Genomic DNA, 20466 nt, shown 5'->3' on the forward strand with positions numbered 1-20466 from the left:
GCCCTCCGGCACCGCACAGCGGTGTCCGAGGGCCCCCGTGGCGCGCTCGGTTCAGGCCGGGCCCGCCCCTCCCGACGGTGCGGGGAACGGCAGCACGGCCACCGTCACGTTGTCGTGCCCACCACCGTCCAGCGCATAGCCGACCAGGTGCTGCGCGGCGTGGAGGGGGCGCGCCGAGGCGTCGGCCGGTACGGCCGCGGCCATCTCCCCCGCCGACTCCGCGTAGTTCCACAGCCCGTCCGTGCACACCACCACGACACCGGGCTGTTCGGGTTTGAACGAGCAGGTGTGCGGGTCGATCTCGTAGGCGTCCGCGCCGAGCCAGCCGGTGATCGCGTGCGCCCGCGGGTCGGCGTAGGCCTCGGCCTCGTTCATCAGCCCCGCGGCGACCATCTGGGCCGCCCAGGAGTCGTCCTCGGTCAGCCGCGCCGGCGCCGAGACGCGGTCGTCGGGCACCCAGTAGGCGCGGCTGTCGCCGATCCAGCCGACGGTCACGACGCCCTCCACGCTGACCGCGCCGACGACGGTGCAGGCCGGAGCGTTCTTGGACGGCTCGACCGGGGTGTCGGCGGCCAGCGCGTTGACCGCCTCCGAGGCGGCCACCAGCGCGTCGTGCATGGCCTGCTGCGGATGGCGGCCCGCCGGCAGCTCCCGGCGCAGCGAGGAGCACCCGGCCTCGGCCGCCGCCGCCGACGCCTCGTCGGGGCGGGTGGCCGAGGAGACGCCGTCGCAGACGACGGCGAGCGTCGCGGGTGCGCCCTCCGGTGTGGCGGCCTCCGCGAGGGCGAAGTAGTCCTCGTTGCGGTGGTGCCGCAGCCCCCGGTCGCTGGCGGCCGCGACGGTGTCCAGCGCGGACTCCATGTGATCACGTTCCCGGGGCTGCTTGTGGCCGCAGTGCTCGCAGTAGCCGTCGCTGTCGATCGTCCCGGTGCCGCAGGCCACGCAGACCGGCCCGGAGGGCTGCGGCCCTGCGGCGGCCGCACGCGGATCGGAGGCCGCCGCGTCCGGATCGCCGCGCGGGTCCGGGGCGGCGGGTGCCACCGGTGCGGCGGGCGGGGTGCTCCCGGACGGCGCGGGAGCCGCACCGTACGGTCCGGCGGCGGGCGGCTGCGCCGCGTCGGGCCCGCCCGGCGCCGCAGGGGGCGGCGGCGGGGGCGGCGGCACACTCGGGACCGGGGGCACCGGGCCCGGGCCGGCCCGGCCGCCGGCGGGCGCACCCGGCGCCGCGGGAGGCGCCTGGCCGGGTCCGGCCTGCGGCGGCGCCGCGGGCGGCGGCGGCACCGGAGGCGGCGGGACGTCCTGGCCGGGCGGCGCGGCCGCCGGGAGGCCGTCCGGGAGCGTGGGTTCCCGCCGCGGCGCCGGAGGGGTGCCGCGGCCGGCCGCGAGGCCCCGCACGGCGGCTGCCAGGTCCGCACCGCAGGCACCGCAGAAGCGGTCGCCCTCCTCGAGCGGTTCCGCACAGCTCGGGCAGGCGGAGAGTCGGTCCAACTGAGGCATGGTCACACCCACGTCCTGGGGCGGAAACGGTTGGCCCGCTCCACCAGTTCGATCCTCGCGGTTCCGCTCTGCGCGTGCCGGGCCAGCAGCCGGTAGGAGCGCTCCAGGCCGAAGCGCAGCCCCTCTTCGGTGAGCGGGCTGTCCAACAGCCGTACCCCGGCACCCGGCGGTGCTCCCGGCGCACCCGCAGGTGCGGGCCCGGAGGAAGCGGCCCCCCGGGCGGGAACAGCCTGGCACAGCAGCCAGTCGAGTGCGCACCCGAGTACCTCGCAGGTCAGCTCGTGGCGGCGCACCTCGTCCAGGCCGACGTGCTGGAGGTCGGCCACCTGCTGTGCGGCCGCGCGCAGTTCCTCCAGCAGCGGTTCGTGCGGCGAGCGCTGCCGCAGCCGGGCGCGTACCGCCGCGATGCGCGCGGCGGTGTAGTGGATGGAGGACTCCGGCACCGACTCCAGCACCTGGACGGCGCCCGGCCGGTCGCCGGTCGCCAGCCGCACCCTGGCCAGCCCGAACGCGGCACTCACATACGACGGATCGGTCGTCCACACCAGCCGGTAGTACTCGGCGGCGTTGTCCGACTGGCCGAGCACCTCCGCGCAGCAGCCCAGGGCCAGCTTGGGCGCGGGCTCGCCGGGGAACGCGTCGTAGACCGCGTCGAAGGAGAGCGCCGCGGTCTCCCGGTCGCCGGTCGCCAGCGCCGCCAGGCCGCGATACCACACCACCCGCCAGTCGTCGGCGTGCCGGGCCTCCAGGGCGTCCAGCGCGTCGAGTGCGGCTCCGGCACCCTCCTGCCCCGCGTCGCTCTCCAGCAGGGCGCGCAGGGTACGCAGCCGCAACTCCGGGGAGTCGGCCGGTGCCCCCTCCAGCGCGGTGAGCAGCTCGACGGGTGAGGAAGCCGACAGCCCGGCGAGGAAGCCCGCGTTGGGGTCGGTGGCGTCGACGCGCGGAACGGGCAGCGCCAACGCCACCGGCCGGGTACGGAACGGGGCCAGCGCGACCGCGGGGGCGACGGCCGGGCTCCCGGTGCCGCCCGGCGGCGGGAACGAGGCGAGCGGCGCGGGCGGCGCGGTACGGGCCGGCGGCACCTGGGGCGCTGCGGCTGGGTCGGGCGGCGCGGCGGTGCCGCCCGTCGGCTCCGGCACCGCCGGGGCGGTGGCGGCGCTCCCGGACCCCGCGGAACGGCCCGCGCCCGCGAGCGCGGCCCGCCGGGCGCGGCGCTTCCCCGCCGCCGGATCGCGCGCCCCCAGCAGGGAGGCGTCGCCGGACTGCGGCGCGAACAGCTCGGTGTCCACGACCCGGGGTTCCGGGCCGAAGAGGGTGGACAGTGCGGGCCGCGGCTTCCCGGTCTGCAGCGCCACGACCTCCCGGAGCACCCCGAGCAGTTGGTCGGCCATCTCCTGCGCGGAGGCGAACCTGCGGCGCGGGTCGGGGTCGGTCGCCCGCACCAGGAACCGGTAGAAGGACTCGTACCGCTGGAAGACCCCGATGTTCTCCGGGTTGGGCAGGCTGTCGACGTAGACGTTGGTGTAGCCCTGGAAGTCGAAGGTCAGCACGGCGAGGGTGCGCGCCACGGTGTACAGGTCGGAGGCGACCGAGGGGCCCTCCTCGGCGACCTCGGGCGCCTGGTACCCGACGGTGCCGTAGATGGCGCTCTCGTCGTCGTCCATGCGGCGCACCGCGCCCAGGTCGATCAGTTTGAGCTGGTCGCCCTGCTGTATCGCGTTGTCGACCTTGAAGTCGCAGTAGAGCAGGTTGCGGCTGTGCAGATGCCCCAGGGCCTCCAGGGCCTCGATGCCGTAGGCGCACGCCTGCTCCACCGGCAGCGGATCGCGCTTCCCCGCCGGGGTGCGCCGGTCGTTGGCGATCTGCTTGAGTGAGCTGCCGCCGACGTACTCCATCACGATGTAGCCGTCGAGGCTGCCGGTCCGCTGGTCGAGGTGCTCGACGAAGTTGTAGATGCGGACGATGTTGGAGTGCTCGATCTCCGCCAGGAAGCGGCGCTCGGCGATCGCCGCCGCCATCGCGTCCTGGTCACCGGTGTCCAGCAGCCCCTTGAGGACCACCCAGCGGTCCGAGACGGCCCGGTCGACGGCCAGGTAGACCCAGCCCAGCCCACCGTGCGCCAGGCAGCCCGCGACCTCGTACTGGCCGTGCACGATGTCGCCGGGACGCAGCTTGGGCACGAAGGAGTAGGGGTGGCCGCACTTGGTGCAGAACCCCTCGGTGCGGCCCGGCCGGTCGCCGCGCGCCCGGCCCACCGCCGCGCCGCACTCCCCGTTGCTGCAGAAGCGCTTGCGCTCGGGCACCTCCGGGTCCGCCAGGACGACCCCGGCCGGATCCGGCCGGGGCACCTGCGGGACCTGCACCAGTCCGGCGCCCAGCCTGCTCCGCCCGGAACTCTCGGCGGAGGAGCTGGAGCTGCGCACGGAGACCGAGCGCTCGGTGCCGCGCCCGGACAGCGAGCGGGAGAGCCGCCCGGAGACCGAACGGCGCGAGGAGCGCGAGCGCGCCGAGCCGCGGGAGGAGGTCCGCGCGGAGCCCGAGCGCCCGGAGCCGGAGGAGCGGCTGTCCCGCGCCGGGCCGGTCATCCCGGTGGGCGCCGCGCCCAGCATCCCGCCGGGTGCCACCACGGGCGCGAGCCCGCAGGTGCCGCAGTACAGCTCGCCCCCTCCCATGTCCTCGTACACGCCGTCGCACTGCGGCCGCTGGCACGGCCGCTCCGGTGCGCTGGTCTGCTCGCTCACTCCGCCCCCATGTTCATCGCTCCGCCCGCGGCGTCCCGGGTCTGCCGCCGGTGCTGCAGTGCCTCCTGTGTGGCCCGCTGGTAGCGCAGTACGGCGTCCTCCGCGGCCCGCAGGTCGCAGGGGGCGCTCCACAGCATCCGGCGCGCCGTGTCGTAGCGCTCGATGAGCAGACTGTCCTCGGCCAGACCGTGCTGGGCCACCTTTGCCTTGTACGCGTCCAGGCGGCCGCGCAGTTCCGCCCGCACGGCCAGTGGCGCGGTGACGGCGGAGAGCTGGGCGCGGGCCCGCTCCAGCTCGCCCTCGGCACTCACCTCCAGCTCCTCCAGCAGCGGTGAGAGCCGGTGCCACTGCGCGTACCTGCGGTGCTCGACGGCTTCGGCGAGGCGGCTGTGCAGCGCCGCGGGCGGGCCGCTGACGGCGGGCACCTCGCAGGCGGCGATCTTGGCCAGCACCTCGCCGCGCGCCGCGCGGGCCTCGGCGAGGGTGCGGTCGGCGCGGGTGAGCAGGTCGCGCAGCTTCATCAGCCGCTGTTCGGCGTCCTGCCGCACGGCGAGCACGGCGTCGATCTCGCGCCGTACCTCCTCCAGCGCGCGGGCGGCGCCGTCGTAGCGGGTGGTGTCCGGCCTGCCGCCGCCCGGCGCGCCGCTGCCCCCGGTCGGTGTCCAGAAGGCGAGCGGGTCCCGGAGGACCTCCTGGCGCAGCGCGGTGAGTTCGGCCGTGATGCGCTCCAGGTCGTCGGCGGACGGGTGCTCACCGGGTCGCATGCCCACCGAGTGCGCCAGGGAGCGCACGCGGCCCAGTTCGGCGGCGAGCATGTCGATCCGCGCCGGCAGCGCGGACCACACGGAGTCGGCCGCCGCCACCACGTCGAGTGCCTGCGCGTACCACCCGTTCATCCGCTCGACGAGCTGTCCGAGGGTCAGTTCCTCGGCCAGCTTCGGCGCCCCGGACAGGCCCGCCCCCGGGGCACCTGGCAGCCCCGCGCCGGGGACGGTGAGGGTGCCGCGCAGCAGCCGGGTCAGCTCGACCAGGTCGTCGCGGCTGGGCCAGCGGCGACGCTCCCGCAGCTCGCGGGCCTGGCGCAGGGTGCGCGCGTAGACCTCGAACCCGTTCCACAGCGCGGTGACGGCGGCCTCGGCCCGGGCCCAGCGGTGCGCGGTCGTCCCGGCGAGCTCGGCGCCCTCCAGGAGCCGGCGCCCGGCGTGGTCCTGGAGCGCCAGCAGGGAGGACTCCACCGCCTCGTGCTCGGCGTCGAGCCGCTCCAGCACCCGGTCGGTCTCCTCCCGGCTCATCACCTCTCCGGCGGCTCCCGCGGACCCCATCGATCACCTCGCTGTTCGACTCGTACTCACGGACCCGTTCCCACGAACCGGTACGCGGCGGCCACTTCGGCGGCCGCCTCGGCGGCCGCGTCCGCAGCGCGACCGCCGCGTCCGGTTCAGTCGCGGTAGAGCGGCTCGGGCGGTGCGGGCTTCTTCCCTTCCGTACCCATCATGTCGTCGGCCAGCCAGCGGTCGTAGGAAGACTTCCACTTGTGCTCGCGGTAGTCCTCCAGCACCTTGTTGACCCTGCGGACCAGATCCTCGTCCTCCAGGTTCATCGCGACGCCGTACGGCTCCAGCGTCTCCGGCTCCCCCACGAGTTCGACCGAGGGGTCCTGTGCGGCCTGCCCGGCGCCCAGGGCGCTGTCGGTGACCGTCGCGTCCGCCTCGCCGAGCTGCATGCGCACCAGGCAGTCGAGCTGGTTGGGCACGACGACCGGGCGCGCGCCCAGTGCCGCGTACGCGGGGCTCTTCATCATCCTCTCCGCCGTGGAACCCGCGGCGTAGCACACGTGTTTGCCGCGCATGCTGCTGTCGAAGCCCTTGACGCGCGCGTGCTTCTTGGGCACGACCAACTGCTGGCCCGCCTGGAAGTAGGCGGTGGAGAAGGCGACCTGCGCGCGCCGGGAGCAGTTGATGGTCATCGTCCGCACGACCATGTCCACATCACCGCTCTGGATGGCAGGGACACGCTGGTCGGTGGGGATGGTGCGGTAGACGATCCGGTCGGCACCGTCCTTCCCCAGCAGATCGCGCGCGATGGCCTTGACCAGGTCGATGTCGAAGCCCTCGATGGTGCCGGTGGACGGGTCCCGGTAGCCCCACAGATAGCTGTTCTGGTCGACACCGACAACCAGCTTGTCCTTCTTCTTGATCCGCTCGACCGCCTTCCCGGAGGCGCCGGACGGCTTGAGGCTCTCCGCGGGATTGCTGCCGTCCGCGCACTTCTCCGGCCGCGGCTCGGCCCCGGGCTCGGTGGCGGAGGCGGGCCGCCCCACCGCCGCGCCCGGGCCCGGACCCGGGCGCGCTGCTCCGCGGTCCGCCGAGGCGCCGCCCAAGGCTCCGGTGCCCGCGACCGCGGCGACCAGCACCGCCGCTGCGACGGCCAGACCGCCCGCGGCGACCGTCCACGGTCTGCGGGAGGCGCCGCCCGGCCGCACCCGTGCGAGCACCCGGCGGCTCCGGCGGCCCGGCGCCGGCCCGGCCCCGCAGCCTGGCTCCGGCCTGTCGCCGGGATCCCGGCCGGTCGTGGTGCCGGAGTCCCGGCCCGTCGCGGCCCCGGTGGCCGTGGCGCGTGCGCCAGCAGTGGCGTCCACGGTGCGTCTCGCGTCCGCAGCGCCTGCGCCTGTCGCGCCCGCCTCGTCCGCCGCACCCCGTGCGCCCGGTACGCCTTGTGTGCCCGGTGCACCCGCCGTGTCCGGTGTCTCCGCTCCCGATGCCGACATGGCGTCCCCCCTCCTCACCTGTACTCGCCGAGCCGCCGCCCGATGCCCAACACCGTGCCCACCGCTCCGAGCACGGCCAGCAGCAGCGCTCCCACCAGCAGCCCGCCGAACCGGCCACGGCCCGCCGCGGCGGCCTCCTCGAACTGGCGCTGCTCGTGCGCCGCGGCCCGGCCCAGGCTCGCGTCCGCCGCGTCGAAGCTCTCCCGCGTGCTGTCCTCGGCACCGATCACCCGGGCGACCGCGTCCTCGTAGTGGCCGCCGTCGTCCTCGGCCCGCGCCTGCCGGTGCCGCTCCTGCCAGGTCCGCACGGCCCGCTGCGCGTCCCGCACCGCGTCACCGCCGCTGCGGTCGTCCGCGACCCGGCGGGCCTCCCCCAGCAGCCCGCCCTCGGCGCGCCGTTCACCGGTGCCCGCGACCGCGGCCATCTGCTTGCGGTAGCTCTTCTCGTACGCCGCGCCGCCACCGCGCGCGACCAGCGTCATGTTCTCGTCACCGCGCGCCTGCAGGGTGCCTATCCACGCCTCGTTGAGAGCCTGCAGCGAACGCGCACCCTTGGTGTCGGACTCGTGCAGACCCGAGCGCGCCAGCATGTGCCCCGCCCCGAGCCACACCAGCAGCGCGAGCACGGCGGCGGTCGCGCCGAGCAGACCGCGGTCGAAGACCCGGTTGGTGCGGCGGTAGTTGCGGCGCTGCGCCCAGCCCAGTGCGGCGAGCGCCAGCACGCCGGTGCCGAGACCGAGCAGCGGCCAGCTCTCGGCGTCCGCGTAGTCGCCGCCCAGCTGCTCCGTCTCGGCCGTGTACAGCTTGCGGGCAGCGGGGAGCAGTTCGCCGCGCATCTTCTCGTTGGCGTACCGCAGATAGGCGCCGCCCAGCGGCAGGCCCTGCCGGTTGTCGGCGCGTGCGGACTCCACCAGGCCCGTGTAGACGGGCAGCCCGCGGTTGAGTACGGCGATCTGCCGCTCCGCGGTCGGCGACCCGCCGGAGGCGGTCGCCGCCTCGGCGAGCAGTTCGGACGCCTCGCGGATGTCCTTCTCATAGCGGCGGCGCTCCGAGCGGGGCTCGTCACCGCCCGCGAGGAAGCCGCTGGAGGCCGAGGTGTCGGCGTCGGCCAGCGAGCGGTAGATGTGCGCGGCGTCCGCGCTCAGCGGCTGGCTGTGGTCGACGACGGCGTCCGCCGCCGCCACCCGGTCGGAGACCTGCCACGCCGACACGGCCCCGAACAGCAGCACCAGCGCGACCAGGGCCGCACCGATCACCCGCAGCCTGCCCGGCTCGGTGGTCGCGGCCGCGCGCAGCCGCCGCACCCCCTCGGACCAGGCCGTGCGGCGCGGAGCCGGCGGCGCCGCGGGCTGCGGCCCACCGCCCGCCGCGGCCCGGTCCGGTCCCGCACCGGGCCCGTCCGGCGGCGCCGCGGACAGCGGCGGCGGGGCCGGTGGCACGGTCGGCTGCTGAGTCACGGCTGGAGCCCTCCCCCTCGGTCGCTGGCCGACACCCTGCCGCGTGCGTACCCTCCGCTCCGTTCCGCGCGGCCCCCGGCTCCCCTGCCCGGGACCGCGAGCGTCGGGACGCCCCGGCCGTGGTGCCCAGGCCAGCAGTATGGCCGCTGCGGGCAGCGGTGGCAGGGACTTGGCCGGGATCTTGTTCGGATCGCGACCGAATGCCCGACCCGGGCACGTCCCCCGGCATCTCCCGGCACGCCGATTCCGCCGGCCGAGAGCTGCCGCCACACCCGCTCCTGCCCTCCCTCACGCGTCCCGTCGGCCGCCCGGTTCCCGGCTGCCGCGGACCGGGGCGTACGAGGTGTACGGGGCGCTGGTGGTCCGGCCGCATCCCGGGCGCCGCCCCACCGCGATCCGCCCGGTGGCCAGGTGAGACGGAACAGATGACCGCGCGAGACCGGAATACTGGATTCAGCCATTAGTCTCCGCGCATGTCCAACGCGATCACAGCCGACGGGCTGCGCAAACGCTACGGGGAGACGCAGGCCGTCGACGGTGTCTCCCTCGAAGTGCGGCGCGGCGAGTTCTACGGCATTCTCGGGCCGAACGGAGCCGGCAAGACGACCACCATGGAGCTCCTGGAAGGGCTCCGCGAACCCGACGAGGGAACCGCACAGCTGCTGGGGTCGCCCTCCTGGCCGCGCGACCCGGCACTGCTGCGCCGGATAGGCGTGCAGCTCCAGGCGTCCGCGTTCTTCGAGCGGCTGACCGCCCGGGAGCAGATACGCACCTTCGCCGCGCTCTACGGCATCGAGGAGCCGCACGCCGACCGGATGCTGGAGACCGTGGGACTCGCCGAGAAGGCGGACACCCGGGAGGACAAGCTCTCCGGCGGTCAGGCGCAGCGGCTGTCCATCGCCTGCGCCCTGGTCCACGATCCGGAGCTGGTCTTCCTGGACGAGCCCACCACCGGCCTGGACCCGCAGGCCCGGCGCAACCTGTGGGACCTGCTGCGCACCATCAACTCCTCCGGCCGCACCGTGGTGCTCACCACGCACTACATGGACGAGGCCGAGAGGCTGTGCGACCGGGTCGCCGTCATGGACCACGGGAAGGTGCTGCGGGTGGGACCGCCGCGCTCGCTCGTGCAGGAGCTGGGAGTCGACACCCTGGAGGACGTCTTCCTCCAGTTGACGGGGCGGGAGTACCGGGAGTGAGAGCGTTCCTCAACCTGTCGCTGGCGATGGCACGCGGGCTGGGCCGCGACCGTGCGGCGGTCTTCTTCACACTGATCTTCCCGCTGATGTTCCTGATGCTCTTCGGCGCGCTCTTCAAGGACCAGGGGGCCGACAAGTCCGAGATCGTGCAGGTCGGCAGCGTCAAGGTGCTCGACGGCATGCCCGACAAGGAGCGCGCCGGGCTGCGGGACGTCCTGGAGATCGAGAAGACCGACGGTTCGGCCGCGGCCCGCCGCGAGGCCCTGGAGAAGGTCCGCAAGGGCGACGCCGACGCCGCCGTCTTCCAGCGGGACGGCAAGGTGGAGCTGCGCTACTCGGCGGCCGACCAGGTGCGCTCTGGCAGCGTACGGGGCGTGCTCAACAGCATCGTCCAGCAGGCCAACCAGCGTGCGACCGGGCAGCCGCCCGCCTTCGCGCTGCGGACCGGCACCGTGGAGGACGAGACCACCAAACCGATCCAGTACCTCACGCCGGGGCTGCTGGGGTGGGCGGTGGCGATGGGCGGTGTCTTCGGCTCCGCCTTCAACCTGGTGAGCTGGCGCCGCAAGCGCATCCTGCGCCGTCTGTGGCTCGCCCCGATCAGTGCGCGCAGCGTGGTCGGCGCCCGGGTCGGCGTGAACCTGGTGACCGCCTTCGCACAGACGGCGATCTTCCTGGCGGTGGCCTCGCTGCCCTACTACGGGCTGAAACTCGCCGGTGACTGGTGGCTGTGCCTGCCACTGGTGGTGTGCGGCACGCTGGCGTTCATGTCCATCGGACTGCTGGTCGGCTCGTTCGCCAAGACCGAGGAGGCGGCCAACGGGATGGCGCAGCTGGTCATCCTGCCCATGGCGTTCCTCTCCGGCGCCTTCTTCCCGCTGGACAACGCACCGGGATGGATCCGCGCGGTCAGCGAGTTCCTGCCGCTCAAGCATCTGGCCTCGGCCATGCAGGACGTCCTCACCCGCGGGGAGAGCTGGGGCAGCGCGCTGCCCGTGATGGGCGGACTGCTGCTGTTCGCCGCGGTGCTGACGGCGATCGCCGCCCGGGTCTTCCGCTGGGACGCCACCTGACCGGAAGCGGTGGGGTGCGGGGCCCGGAGGAGGAACCGAGGAGGGCCGGTCCTAGGTCCGCGGACCTCCTCCGGGCCGTCTGCGACCATGGACGGGTGATGGAGATTCCGCGCGGCAGTCTGGAAACGCAGACCTTCTACGAACAGGTCGGCGGCGAGGAGACGTTTCGGCGGCTGGTGCACCGCTTCTACCAGGGTGTCGCCGAGGACCCCCTGCTGCGGCCCATGTATCCGGAGGAGGACCTGGGACCGGCCGAGGAGCGGCTGGCGCTCTTCCTGATGCAGTACTGGGGCGGCCCCCGCACCTACAGCGACGCGCGGGGCCACCCGCGGCTGCGGATGCGGCACGCGCCCTTCACGGTCGACCGGGCCGCGCACGACGCCTGGCTGCGGCACATGCGGGACGCCGTCGACAGCCTGGAGCTGCCCGCCCCGCTGGAGGCCAAGCTCTGGGACTACCTCGTCTACGCCGCCGGCTCGCTGATCAACACCGCGGACTGACCGGCACCGCGGACCGCTCGCCGGCGCCGGGACGGTCCTGCCGGGGCGCCACCGCCGGCACCCGCCCTGCTGCGGCCCCTCCGCCGGAAGGGCCGCACAGGGGGGCGGAACGTCGTCGGCGGTGCCTCCCGGCGGGCCTGCTCCGGCGGGCCGCCTCCGGCGACCGGAAACCGACGGTCACCCACCGACGTACGACTCATACAGGCGTGACGCTCAGCCCGCCGCCCGCTCCCGGACGCTCCCGGCGGCGCACGGCCACCGACCCGTAGACCGTCCGCAGCCGCAGCCACGGCCCGGACTCCAGCAGCGCCGCCGGATCCGTCCCGCGCAGGAAACCGAGCGCATGCGCCGCGTGCGCGGCGCGCAGCGGCAGCTGCGTGCGCCCCAGCGGGCGGGACCAGATCTCCTCCGCGAGCGCGTCCAGGGTCTGCCTGCCCCGGCGCTCCGGCGGCAGCTTCTCGGCCCGCTCCCGGAACTCACCGACCGCGGCGGCCGCCACCGACCCCACCGCGTCCACCGGCACCCGGGCGAACTCCCGCCAGCCGCCGCGCGGCGGCAGCACACCCGCCCAGGACGGACCGGTCACGGCCTTCGGAACAGCGACGGCCTCCCGGTCCTCCTCGACGAGTTCCAGCAGCTCACCGGCGGCAACGGTGACATCGAGCTCCGCCGGCTCCAGCAGCCGCCCGGTGCGCACGGCCAGCACCTCGAAGCGGGCGGGCCTGGCGAACACCCCGGCCACCCCGCCACCCGCCTGGATACGCACCGCGGCGTTCTTCTCCCAGCGCACCAGCCGCTCCAGGAACGCGGCGAGCCCCGCCGCCTCCCCGGGGTCGGCGAAGACCAGCCGGTCAGCCGCTGTGGCTGTCATCGATGTACCCCTCCAGAAAGGAGCGCTCCGCGGCCGACAGCCGCCGCGGATAGCCCTCCTCCAGGTTGTACGGCACCACGACCGTCCGCGCCCGCACGAACGGGCGCCCCTCGGACTCGGGGTCCCTGATCTCGTAGCCGAACGTCACCGACGCCGCGGTCAGCTTCACCACCCACGTCTCCACCGTGACCGGATCCGCCTGGTGGACCAACTGCCGCAGATAGTCGATCTCGTGCCGCGCCACGACAGTGCCGCCCGTGAACGCCTGCGGATCCGTCTCCCGCGCCGCCCGGGTCAGGAAATCGATCCTGGCCTCCTCCAGATAGCGGAGGTAGACGACGTTGTTGACGTGCCCGAAGGCGTCCATGTCCGACCAGCGCAGCGGACACCGGTAGCTGTGCCGCACGCGCTCAGCTCCGGGTGAGCTTCTTGTACGTCGCCCGGTGCGGACGCGCCGCGTCCGCCCCCAGCCGCTCGATCTTGTTCTTCTCGTAGGACTCGAAGTTGCCCTCGAACCAGAACCACTTGCTCTCGCCCTCGTAGGCGAGGATGTGGGTGGCCACCCGGTCCAGGAACCAGCGGTCGTGGGAGACGACCACCGCACAGCCCGGGAAGTCCAGCAGCGCGTTCTCCAGCGAGGAGAGTGTCTCCACATCCAGGTCGTTCGTCGGCTCGTCCAGCAGCAGCAGGTTGCCGCCCTGCTTGAGGGTGAGCGCCAGGTTCAGCCGGTTGCGCTCACCGCCGGAGAGCACACCCGCGGGCTTCTGCTGGTCCGGGCCCTTGAACCCGAACGCGCTCACATAGGCGCGCGACGGCATCTCGACCTGGCCGACGTTGATGTAGTCCAGCTCGTCGGAGACGACCGCCCACAGCGTCTTCTTCGCGTCGATGTTCGCGCGGCTCTGGTCGACATAGGAGATCTTGACCGTGTCACCGACCTTGATCGAGCCGGAGTCGGCCTCCTCCAGCCCCTGGATCATCTTGAACAGCGTGGTCTTGCCCGCACCGTTCGGGCCGATCACACCCACGATCCCGTTCCGCGGCAGCGTGAAGGACAGGTCGTCGATGAGCACCTTGTCCCCGAACGCCTTGCTGAGGTTCTCCACCTCGACGACCACATTGCCCAGCCGCGGCCCCGGCGGGATCTGGATCTCCTCGAAGTCCAGCTTCCGGGTCTTCTCCGCCTCGGCGGCCATCTCCTCGTACCGGGTCAGCCGCGCCCGCGACTTGGCCTGCCGCCCCTTGGCGTTGGAGCGGACCCACTCCAACTCCTCCTTGAGACGCTTCTGCCGCTTGGCGTCCTTCTGGCCCTCCACCTTGAGGCGGGACTGCTTCTTCTCCAGGTACGTGGAGTAGTTGCCCTCGTAGCCGATGGCGCGGCCGCGGTCCAGCTCCATGATCCAGCCGGCCACGTTGTCCAGGAAGTAGCGGTCGTGGGTGATGGCCACGACGGTGCCCGGGTACTTGGCCAGGTGCTGCTCCAGCCACTGCACCGACTCGGCGTCCAGGTGGTTGGTCGGCTCGTCCAGCAGCAGCAGGTCGGGCTGCTCCAGCAGGAGCTTGCAGAGCGCGACACGGCGCTTCTCGCCACCGGAGAGGTTGGTGACCGGCCAGTCGCCGGGCGGGCAGCCCAGCGCGTCCATGGCCTGCTCGAGCTGCGCGTCCAGATCCCAGGCGTTCGCGTGGTCGAGCTTCTCCTGGAGCTTGCCCATCTCCTCCATCAGCTCGTCGGTGTACTCGGTCGCCATCTGCTCGGCGATCTGGTTGAACCTGTCGAGCTGCTGCTTGGTCTCCGCGACGCCGTCCTGGACGTTCTCCAGCACCGTCTTGGACTCGTCGAGCGGCGGCTCCTGCAGCAGGATGCCCACGGTGTAGCCCGGCGACAGCATCGCGTCACCGTTGGAGGGCTGCTCCAGACCCGCCATGATCTTGAGCACGGTGGACTTGCCCGCGCCGTTGGGGCCCACGACACCGATCTTCGCGCCGGGCAGGAAGCTCAAGGTGACGTCGTCGAGGATCACCTTGTCGCCGTGCGCCTTGCGCGCCTTGCGCATGGTGTAGATGTACTCAGCCAAGAGGAACCGTCCGGCAATCTGTAGGTAGTCGTACGCGGCCAGGCCGCGCGGGTCGTCATGCGGCAGCGTGCCGCAGGGTTGAGGTGCGGCCGCTCCAGCTAAGGCATACGCTCCCCATCTTGCCGCACCCGGGCCCCGGGCCGGAAACCGCACCTGCGCCCGGCACCTTGCAGCGCACCGGATCCGGCCGGACGCAGCCCTCCCGGACACGGAGAGCTCGGGAGCCGGGGCGGGCCGACCGCGGTCCCCGGGCGGGGGCCGGGAGCCGGCCGAGGCCGCAGCCCGGCGGGCGGCTCAGCCGCGGCGGCGCACGATCCGGAGCGTGGTCACTCCCACGGCCAGCAGCGCGATGGCCACGGCAGCGAACAAGCGGGTGCCGGCACCGCCGCCGGTCTCCGCCAGGTCACCGTCCGATGCCGGGACACCGCCACCGCCCACGGTCGCGGGCCGCTCGACCGTTGCGGGCGCGTTCTGCCGGGTCACTCCGCCACCGGCGGCGGCGGTCGTGCAGTCGAGAACACCGCTGAACGTCTTCCGGTACCCGTGGGGTCCGCGCACCGGGATCCGGTACGGCTGGTCCTCCGCCACCGGGACCGTCACGGTGCCGTGCCCGCCTCCGGCGATGTCCTCACGCTGCTTGCCGACCCGCAGCGGGAAAGAGGAGTCGCCGCCGTTGGAGACGGTGATGTCCACCCCGGAGTCGGCGCAGTTCTCCCTCGCCGTGGTGGCGGGGGCAGGCCCGCGCTCGGCCCAGTTGACCGTGGCGGTGGCGGAGACGGTCGACTGGCTCGACCCGGCCAGGATCTGCGCCTGCCCCCGGCCGCGCTCACCGGAGCCGGTGAACACCCGGCCCAGCGGCACCTTCGTGGCGACCTGCGCGGTCAGCGACCCCTTGCCTGCCTCCACGCCCTCGGGCAGTTCGAAGTAGAGCTTCGTCCCGTTGCGCGCCGTACGGACCCGCTTCCCCTCCCGGTCGACGATCCGCATCCCCTGGGAGGCGGCGTGCGGTCCGGGCGCCACGCTCACGGCGGCGGCGTTCGTGCGCACCGTCACCGGGCCGGGGCGCTCGGCGGTGCGGCCGGAGACCTCCGCCTTGTCGAAGGTGAGGGAGGCGCCCGGCTCGGACATCGACCGGGCCTTCTTCACGAGATGGTCGGCCAGCTTCCGTGCGGCGGGGTCGGTGGGGGTGATGTCGGGCGGCTCCGGGGGCCCCTCCCCCCTCCCCCCGCCCCTCGAAGCCCCGCTCGCGCCGTTCTCGGCCAGCCGCCAGATCGCGACCTGGGTGCCCGCCGCCGCGGTCTGCGGGGTGAGCCGCTTGGCGCCCGCGGACTTCGCCAGCGCCTGGAGGTCGTTGCGCCGCGGATAGGAGTGCTCGACTGTCCAGCGGATCTTCCCCGCGTTGCGGTTGCCGGACAGCGACGAGGTCTTCCACTCCCCTTCGGCGTAACGCGACTGCTCCTGTGTCGGGTTGAGCACGTCGAGTCCGTACGTCTGCAGGGTTCCGCCCCCGTCGACGGACATCTCGAAGAGCCCGGCGCCGACCGTCTGCTTCTCGCCGTCCGCCGCGACCACCGCCCGGCCGTGCGTGCGCAGGCCGTCGAGCGTGGCCACCGCTCCGCTGCGCTGCTCGGGTCCCCCGTCGGCGAACGCTCCGCCCGCGCCGGCTCCGGCAGTGGCCGCGGCCGTCGCCGGAGCCGCGGCCGCCGGCCCGACGGCACCTGCCGGGCCTGTCGCGCACAGCGCGGTTGCCGCCGCGACGACGGTGAGCCGACGGGCCGCCCGCGCCCGTACAGAAGTCATGGTCTTCCCCTCTTGGCGGACTCTCCCCCCGGCCGCGTCGTCCGCGAGTCGCCGGTCCACCGCAAAGCTCTGAACCCCCTGGTCAGTACGCGTGGGATGGTAAGGAGCAAAACGCCTCGCGATCCCCACGATTCACGGTGGCCACACATTCCGACTCGGAATCGTTATCGCCGAATCCGACGGACCGGGACGATCACGACGCGCCGCGCCGACCTGGAACACCGTCCTCCGCCAGCGCCTCGGGCAGGAGTTCACCATCTGGCACGGCCTCTTCCGGCACGGGATCGGGACCCGGTGTGCCGGCCCCGTCACCCGGCGCACCGAAGGGCGGTGGTCCTGCCGCGGCCACCGGGGGCCAGGCCGGTGCGGTGCCGCGGGTGGGCTCCGGGTTCGCGCGGGGCGTCCGCACGAACGCCGAGGTGCCGCGTGTCAGATCGTGCCCCACCGTCGTCGCGAGCAACTCGGCCGTCAGATAACGGCGTCCGTCCCGCTCGTCCTCCACGACGCGCAACTGGCCGCGGACGATGACGGGTTCACCGCGGGCGACGGACGAGGCGAGATGTCCGGCCAGTCCTCGCCAGGCCCAGACCGTGTAGAAGCTGGTGGAGGCGTCCGCCCAGCGCTGGTTCTGCCTGTCGAACCGCCGGACCGTGCTGGCCAGCCGGAACCTGGCGACCGGAAGTCCGGACGGCGAGGTCCAGTGGTCGACTTTCGTCGCCACGTTGCCGGTCACCGTCACATAGGTCTCGTTCATGTGCGTCTCCCCCTGGTCGCTGCCGATTGCCGCCGGTGGACACCGGCGGGTGCCCGAGCGCGCGGCGGCCCCGAGGCGAGCGACGTGCGGCGGTCCCGTAGGGGCCGCCGCAGGTCGTCGCCTCGGTGCCGTCGTGCGGATTCCAGAGTGGGAGGAGAACGAGGGGCGTGGGGAAAGACGCTCTCAGCTGTGGATTACTCGGAAGTTGTGCACAGCTCGCTCACACCGGTGGGTGACGCCGCGGTGTCGGTGTCGGTGTCGGCGCCGGCCTCCCGACCCGCGACATCCGACGCGGCCAGGTCACCGGAACCACCCCGACCACCCGGACCGCCGGCTCCGGAGGAACCTCGCCGGCCGCCCGCGAACGCTCCAGCTCCGGGACCGTCCACGCCGCCGACCCGGCCTCCGGCAACGGCAGCAGCGCCCTGGGCCCCGACCACCGCAGCGGCCTGCGAACCGATCCAGGGGTCCACCGGCCGCTCCTCCACTACCGAGTCGACCGCACCGGCGGCGATGGCGTACTGCTCCCGCACCTGCCGGTACCGCAGCAGCTCGGCGGCCACCGGCTCCAGCACCCGCGTCCCGCCGCAGCAGGCCGCCAAGCGGCGCAGGCGCCGCTCCTCCTCCAGCCCGTAGGTCCGGGCCGGTCCCCGCGCGGCGCGGCGACACGCCCAGGCGAGTCCCGGGCCGGCGAGGGTGGCGGCCGCGAGGAGAACGCAGGGCAGCAGCGCGGTCTGGTCGAACCCGTGGGCGACGACGGCGACGACAGCCACCCACACGGCTCCGGCCACCTGGAGGGCGAACAGCAGCCACTGCCCGGCGAAGGCGGCGGTGTGCCAGGTCGGACGCGGTACCCGTGGCCCGGAACCCGCGCTCCGGTCCGCGTCCGACGCCCCGGCCGTGTCCCGCGCGGGCCCGTCGGGCGCCGCGGCCGTCCTCTCGGGTGCCCCGTCGAGTCCCGGGGAGACCGGTGCTCCCCTCGACCCGGCCCCGGACCCGCACGCGGAGCCGGAACCGGAGTCCGGACCGTCCGCCGGAGCGTCACCGCCGAGTTCCGGGCCGCGGGCGCGGCCGGGGTCGCCCGCGCCGCGGGGGCCCGGAGCGCCGGGGGCGGACTGCTGACCGGGCACGGCCGCTGCGGTGGCGGATGCGGGCTTGGCCGCCTGCGGCGTCTCCGCTCCGTAGGGGAAGTCCGTCAGCGATGCCGTGATGGCGGCGGTCCGCTCCGCGTCCGGCCCGGCGGAGCAGGCTTCCATGACCTCGTCCAGTGCCTCGGGAAGCCCCGCGGCGCCGCGGCGGGCCGATTCGCGGACGGTGTGCCCCCAGGCGTCGGGCAGGCCGCTCGCAGCCGCGTCCGCCAGCTCCCGCACGGCCTGGGCTACCACCGGCCGTGCGGCCAGCGGCTGCTGGAGGGCGTCGCGGCGGACGCGGCCCCCCGGGACGGGGCCGTCCGGCTGTTCCCCGGCCTCCGCACCGGACCACTCGCCGCGCTCCGCAGTCGGCCTGGAGGCGTACCAGCGCAGCGCGCGCACCCAGGGGATGCCCGAGGAGTGCTCGGCCTGCCGCAGCCACGCCCGCTCCGCGGCCTGACCCGCTGCCGCCGCACCGACGGCGACGGCGAGCCGGTCCTCGAAGTCCTCGCGGGCGCGCTCGCTCAACCCGCCGGGACCGCCCTCGGCGCCCGGCCCCGGCTCGGTGTAGACGGAACGCAGCCGGTCCATCGCACCGTCCAGATCGGCGGTCAGCCGCAGGACCGCCGCCCGTTGCTGCGCGACGAACTCGCCGAGCTCCTCCCGCAGCACGTCGATGCCCTCGTGGGTCAGCGCCGAGGCGGACAGCACTACCGCGCCCGGTTCACCATGCTCGCCCAGTGCCATGCCGTCCTCGTCCAGCAGCCGCCGCAGATCGTCCAGCACGGCGTCCGTGGAGTCTCGGGTGAGCCGGTCGGTCTGGTTGAGGAGGACGAACGTGACCTCGGCGTGTCCGGCGAGGCGGCGCAGGTAGTCCTCGTGCAGCAGCGCGTCCGCGTACTTCTCCGGGTCCACCACCCACACCACGGCGTCGACCAGCTCCAGCATCCGGTCCACCTGCTCGCGGTGGCCCGGGGCGGCGGAGTCGTGGTCGGGCAGATCGACGAGGATGAGGCCGCTCAGCGTGCCGTCGTGCGTGCGGTGGCGTGCGTGCTGCGGGATGCCGAGCCTGTCCAGGAGCCCGTCGGGGCTGCCGTCGCTGTAGCGTCCCGCTTCCCAGGTGCAGGCCACCGGAGCGGCTGTGGTGGGGCGGCGCATCCCCACCTCGGAGAGTCGACCGCCGGTGAGTGCGTTGAACAGGGACGATTTTCCGCTGCCCGTCGCACCCGCCAGGGCGACGGTCGTGTAGGAGCGGGGCAGCCCCCTGCGGTTCGCCGCCTCGTCCAGCACGGTGCCCGCCTCGGCGAGCACGTCGGCGTCCAGCCGGGTACGCGACAGCCCGACGAGTTCGCGCAGGGCGCCGAGCCGCCGGCGCAGGTCGCTCTCCCCCGCATCGCGGCGCGGGTCCCGCCGGAGGTCTCCGTGCAGGTCCCGGCTGGCGTCGTTCCGGTCGTTCCGGTCGCGCTGCTCGTTCCGGGTGTTCCGCAGGGGCACCGTGTCGGTGTCCCGTCGCGCAGCACCGCCCGCGGTTCCGACGTCGTGGAGAGCGCCTCCCGCGAGCCTTGCGCGGCCCGGGCCGCAGCCCCCTTCGACACGCCGGGTGGAGTCCCCGGGGGCGCCTCGGGGCGCGGCGGCAGCCGCGGCACCGTCCGGCTCCGGTACGGCAGGAGCGGGCTCCGGTACGGCTGCTGCGGACTCCGGTACGGCTGTTGCGGACTCCGGTAGGCCAGGAGCGGGCGCCGGCTCGGCGTCGGCCGGGTGGGTTTCGGGGGCGGCGCCGGGGTCGGTGCCGCGCGGGGGTTCCGGCCAGGGCGTGCCGCGCCAGGGCGGGGTCGCGGCGAATCCCGGCCGGGGGTGTTCCGCTGCGCGGGCCGGAGCCGGTGTCGCGGCGGTGTGGCTGCGGGGGTTGGGAGCCCGCTGAGCGGTCTCCGGTTCGACGGCGCGCTCGGGGCGGGCAGGATGGCCGGGCGACGCGGAGGGCTCGGGGCGCGCGGCGGGTTGGGTCGGCTCGGCGGCTCCGGCCGGCGCCGTACGCGCGGTCGGTTCGGCGGATCCGGCGGGCTCGGTGCCTCCGACCGGTCGGCCCGGCGCAGTCGACTGAACCTGCTGGGCCTGCTGGACCTGCTGGACCGGGGGCGCAGGCGCTGTGGTCGGTGCGGGCGCGGCGTGGGCGGGGGCCTCGGCCTGCGCGGCCGGTGGGGCGGCGCGTTCCGCGCGTGCCCGGCGGGCGATGACGCCGTCGTCCCATCCGGAATCCGGTGCGGCTGCATAGGCGTGCGCGTCCTGGGGCTCTTCCTCGCGGTGCACGGTGCCGCTGCCGCCGGGGAGGTCGTGGCACTCGCGGCCAGAACGGTGCTCTGCGACCGCCGTCTCGGGGACCGGGGCCGGTTGCGCGTGCGCCACCGGGACAGCCACCGCTTCCCGGGGCTCAGGAGCCACCTGGTCGCCCCATTCCCCCGACCCGCCGGGTCCGCCAGGCGCGCCGGCCACGTCGGAATCTCCGGACACGCCGGCCCCGTCCACTGCACCCGGCCCAGGGCCCGGCACACCTGGCCTGCCTGGCGTGTCCGGTCCTCCCGGCACGTCCCGTCCTCCCGGTCCG

At 74.4% G+C, this 20466-nt stretch carries 13 protein-coding genes and 1 pseudogene; 3 read left to right on the forward strand and 11 right to left on the reverse strand.

The window, feature by feature from the left end:
* Positions 1-51: 51 nt before the first annotated feature.
* The 5 genes from ACFYMO_RS09290 to ACFYMO_RS09310 all read right to left on the reverse strand — a co-directional run bounded on the left by ACFYMO_RS09290 (position 52) and on the right by ACFYMO_RS09310 (position 8462).
* Entirely contained in the window at positions 52-1497 is a 1446-nt protein-coding gene (locus ACFYMO_RS09290) for a PP2C family serine/threonine-protein phosphatase (RefSeq protein ID WP_388545340.1), read from the reverse strand.
* A 2-nt stretch (positions 1498-1499) separates the two neighbouring features.
* Positions 1500-4169, reverse strand: a complete 2670-nt coding sequence (locus tag ACFYMO_RS09295) for a tetratricopeptide repeat protein (RefSeq protein ID WP_388545676.1) — start codon at positions 4167-4169, stop codon at positions 1500-1502.
* 65 nt (positions 4170-4234) lie between these two features.
* On the reverse strand, positions 4235-5530 hold the full coding sequence (locus tag ACFYMO_RS09300; RefSeq protein ID WP_366769859.1) for a hypothetical protein: 1296 nt from the start codon (positions 5528-5530) through the stop codon (positions 4235-4237).
* A 146-nt stretch (positions 5531-5676) separates the two neighbouring features.
* Positions 5677-6732 carry a glutamate ABC transporter substrate-binding protein gene (locus ACFYMO_RS09305; RefSeq protein ID WP_366769858.1) on the reverse strand — a complete coding sequence of 352 codons (1056 nt, stop codon included), beginning with the start codon at positions 6730-6732 and terminating at the stop codon, positions 5677-5679.
* Between the two features lie 287 nt (positions 6733-7019).
* The gene (locus tag ACFYMO_RS09310) at positions 7020-8462 is read right to left on the reverse strand and encodes a hypothetical protein (RefSeq protein ID WP_388545344.1); all 1443 of its coding nucleotides are present in this window, start codon (positions 8460-8462) and stop codon (positions 7020-7022) included.
* Between the two features lie 473 nt (positions 8463-8935).
* On the opposite strand from ACFYMO_RS09310, the gene ACFYMO_RS09315 reads away from it, so the two are divergent.
* The 3 genes from ACFYMO_RS09315 (at position 8936) to ACFYMO_RS09325 (ending at position 11234) form a co-directional block, all read left to right on the forward strand.
* Positions 8936-9661, forward strand: a complete 726-nt coding sequence (locus ACFYMO_RS09315; protein WP_366769857.1) for an ABC transporter ATP-binding protein — start codon at positions 8936-8938, stop codon at positions 9659-9661.
* Positions 9658-10734, forward strand: coding sequence for an ABC transporter permease (locus ACFYMO_RS09320; protein WP_366769855.1), 1077 nt, complete (start codon positions 9658-9660; stop codon positions 10732-10734). The genes ACFYMO_RS09315 and ACFYMO_RS09320 overlap by 4 nt, the downstream gene beginning before the upstream one ends.
* Positions 10735-10829: 95 nt before the next feature.
* Complete coding sequence (locus tag ACFYMO_RS09325) at positions 10830-11234, forward strand: globin (RefSeq protein WP_026004411.1); 405 nt, start codon at positions 10830-10832, stop codon at positions 11232-11234.
* A 196-nt stretch (positions 11235-11430) separates the two neighbouring features.
* Here ACFYMO_RS09325 and ACFYMO_RS09330 read toward each other — a convergent pair whose 3' ends face one another.
* The 6 genes and pseudogenes from ACFYMO_RS09330 to ACFYMO_RS09355 all read right to left on the reverse strand — a co-directional run.
* The gene (locus tag ACFYMO_RS09330; protein ID WP_388545349.1) at positions 11431-12105 is read right to left on the reverse strand and encodes a hypothetical protein; all 675 of its coding nucleotides are present in this window, start codon (positions 12103-12105) and stop codon (positions 11431-11433) included.
* Positions 12086-12511: a thioesterase family protein gene (locus tag ACFYMO_RS09335; protein WP_366769853.1), complete on the reverse strand. Its 426-nt coding sequence runs from the start codon at positions 12509-12511 to the stop codon at positions 12086-12088. The genes ACFYMO_RS09330 and ACFYMO_RS09335 overlap by 20 nt, the downstream gene beginning before the upstream one ends.
* 4 nt (positions 12512-12515) lie before the next feature.
* A complete protein-coding gene (ettA, locus tag ACFYMO_RS09340) occupies positions 12516-14180 on the reverse strand; it encodes an energy-dependent translational throttle protein EttA (protein ID WP_069991186.1) in 1665 nt (554 codons plus the stop codon).
* 294 nt (positions 14181-14474) lie between these two features.
* Positions 14475-15980, reverse strand: a complete 1506-nt coding sequence (locus ACFYMO_RS09345) for a thioester domain-containing protein (protein WP_366769852.1) — start codon at positions 15978-15980, stop codon at positions 14475-14477.
* Positions 15981-16173: 193 nt separating this feature from the next.
* Complete coding sequence (locus ACFYMO_RS09350; RefSeq protein WP_366769851.1) at positions 16174-16734, reverse strand: single-stranded DNA-binding protein; 561 nt, start codon at positions 16732-16734, stop codon at positions 16174-16176.
* A 1262-nt stretch (positions 16735-17996) separates the two neighbouring features.
* Positions 17997-19531: pseudogene (locus ACFYMO_RS09355) on the reverse strand (GTPase); the annotation flags it as partial.
* Positions 19532-20466 lie beyond the last annotated feature (935 nt).

Source organism: Streptomyces sp. NPDC007025 (assembly GCF_042869455.1).
GTDB lineage: Bacteria > Actinomycetota > Actinomycetes > Streptomycetales > Streptomycetaceae > Streptomyces.

Bases quoted from the DNA above. Each gene is read 5' to 3' on its own strand.
- ACFYMO_RS09330 (WP_388545349.1), bottom strand. From the start codon at position 12,105: ATGACAGCCACAGCGGCTGACCGGCTGGTCTTCGCCGACCCCGGGGAG.
- ACFYMO_RS09295 (WP_388545676.1), bottom strand. From the start codon at position 4,169: ATGGGAGGGGGCGAGCTGTACTGCGGCACCTGCGGGCTCGCGCCCGTG.
- ACFYMO_RS09345 (WP_366769852.1), bottom strand. From the start codon at position 15,980: ATGACTTCTGTACGGGCGCGGGCGGCCCGTCGGCTCACCGTCGTCGCG.
- ACFYMO_RS09290 (WP_388545340.1), bottom strand. From the start codon at position 1,497: ATGCCTCAGTTGGACCGACTCTCCGCCTGCCCGAGCTGTGCGGAACCG.
- ACFYMO_RS09350 (WP_366769851.1), bottom strand. From the start codon at position 16,734: ATGAACGAGACCTATGTGACGGTGACCGGCAACGTGGCGACGAAAGTC.
- ACFYMO_RS09315 (WP_366769857.1), top strand. From the start codon at position 8,936: ATGTCCAACGCGATCACAGCCGACGGGCTGCGCAAACGCTACGGGGAG.
- ACFYMO_RS09300 (WP_366769859.1), bottom strand. From the start codon at position 5,530: ATGAGCCGGGAGGAGACCGACCGGGTGCTGGAGCGGCTCGACGCCGAG.